The 2,067-nt window shown below is 66.2% G+C and carries 3 protein-coding genes; all 3 read left to right on the top strand.

Going from position 1 to position 2,067, the window contains the following annotated elements:
• On the top strand, window positions 1–560 hold a 560-nt coding region (locus tag VF697_RS09375; protein WP_331093416.1), incomplete at its 5' end, for an ABC transporter permease.
• A gap of 23 nt (window positions 561–583) precedes the next feature.
• The gene (locus VF697_RS09370; protein WP_331093418.1) at window positions 584–1,324 is read left to right on the top strand and encodes an ABC transporter ATP-binding protein; all 741 of its coding nucleotides are present in this window, start codon (window positions 584–586) and stop codon (window positions 1,322–1,324) included.
• Window positions 1,325–1,335: 11 nt separating this feature from the next.
• Window positions 1,336–2,067 (top strand): MlaD family protein (locus VF697_RS09365; RefSeq protein WP_331093415.1); only part of this gene is annotated, 732 nt, incomplete at its 3' end.

Raw genomic sequence — 2,067 nt, 5'->3', positions numbered from 1 at the left:
ACCAGTCCTCGCGCGCCTTCGAGATGTTCGACGCGGAGAGCCTCGTGGGCCCCACCGTGGCCCTCACCCTCACGCGCGAGCTGGCCCCCGTCTTCTCCGCGCTGATGGTCACCATGCGCGCCGGCTCGGCCATGTGCACCGAGCTGGGCACCATGCGCGTCACCGAGCAGGTGGACGCCCTGGAGACCATGGCCGTCAACCCCATCCAGTACCTCCTGGTCCCCCGGGTGCTGGCCGGCCTCATCATGGTGCCGATCCTCACGCTGCTCTTCGACACCTCCGGCATCCTCGGCTCCTACTTCGTCTCGGTGACGGTCAAGGGGCTGTCGGCCGGTACCTTCATCTCGCGCACCCGCCAGTGGTTGGATCCCTCGGACGTCTTCGAGGGGCTCATCAAGGGCGCCGTTTTCGGCCTGGCCGTGGTCCTCATCTGCTGCTTCAAGGGCTTCAACGCCGCGGGTGGCGCCAAGGGCGTGGGCAAGGCCACCACCGAGGCCATGGTGTCCAGCGCCCTCTCCATCTTCATCCTCGACTTCCTCGTCGGCGTCCTCCTGCACTGATGTCGGACATGAGCTCCAGGCCGATGATCGAGATCGTCGACCTGCACAAATCCTTCGGTGACTACACCGTCCTCAAGGGCATCAACCTCTCGGTGCCCGCGGGGAACACGTGCGTCATCCTGGGGGGCTCGGGCTCGGGCAAGACGGTGTTGATGAAGCACATGATCGGCCTGCTCAAGCCGGACCAGGGCCAGGTCATCATCGACGGGGAGGACGTCGTCCCCATGGGCCCCGAGGACCTGGAGCGGATGCGGCACAAGTTCGGCATGGTGTTCCAGGCCGCCGCCCTCTTCGACTCGATGGACGTCTACGACAACGTGGCCTTCCCGCTGCGCGAGCACCGAGGAATCTCCGAGGAGGAGATCCAGAAGCTCGTGCGCTCGAAGCTGGATCTGATGGGCCTGCCGCGCGCCTCGGAGCGGAAGTTCCCCGCGGACCTGTCCGGCGGCATGCGCAAGCGCGTGGGCCTGGCGCGCGCCATCGTGATGAATCCGAAGATCGTCCTCTACGACGAGCCCACCACGGGCCTGGATCCCATCACCACCGACTACGTGGACGAGATGATCCTCGCGGCCCAGAAAGAGCTGGGGATTACGAGCGTGGTCATCAGCCACGACATCGCCTCGGCCTTCAACATCGCGGACCAGATCGCCTTTCTCAGCAAGGGCGTCATCCTGGAGCAGGGATCCCCAGAGCAGGTGCGTGCCTCCAAGCACCCGGCCGTGGAGATCTTCATGCAGACCTGGTTCGGAAAGAACGATTAGGAGCACTCCCGGTGAAGAAGCTCGTCACACCCTTCCGAGTAGGTCTGCTGGTGCTGGTCGCCGGAGGGTTCCTCTTCGGCTTCATCATGTTCACCCGCAAGGGTGGGCTGGACAAGGACGAGTCCATCCAGGTGTACGCCTACTTCCGGGACGCCTCGGGCCTGGGGGCCAAGAGCCGGGTGCAGATCGCCGGCATCCCCGTGGGCGAGGTGGAGACCGTCAACCTGGAGGGCACGCGCGCCCGGGTGACGCTGCGCATCCGCCGCGACGTGGACGTGCGCCAGGACGCCGGCCTCGTGAAGCGCTCGGAGTCCCTGCTGGGCGACTACCTGCTGGATCTCAACCCGGGCTCCGAGCAGGCCCCCAACATGACGGATGGCGGGGAGATCCGCCGCGTGGTGGACGTGCAGGGCATGGAGGCCGTCTTCGGCTCGCTCAGTCAGATCACCTCGGACATCCAGCAGGTGACGGCGGCGCTGCGCGACGTGCTCGGCGGCGACAAGGGCGCCGGCTCGCTGGAGCGGATCGTCGACAACCTCGTGCGGCTGTCGGACTCGATGGACATGACGGTGCGCATCACCGCCCAGCGCCTGGACGCCATCCTGCGCAACATCGAGGTGGTGAGTGGCGACGTGCGCGGCATGACCGAGTCCAACGAGGGCAGCATCCGCACCATCGTCCACAACATCGAGGTCATCACCCACGACACGCGCGAGGTCATCTCCTCGGTGCAGAAGGCCGTC

Origin of the sequence: Archangium sp., assembly GCF_036388035.1 — a bacterium.
Lineage (GTDB): Bacteria > Myxococcota > Myxococcia > Myxococcales > Myxococcaceae > Archangium.
The sequence above is the reverse complement of the archived record's forward strand: the minus strand, read 5'-3'. Positions and strand labels throughout refer to the sequence as shown.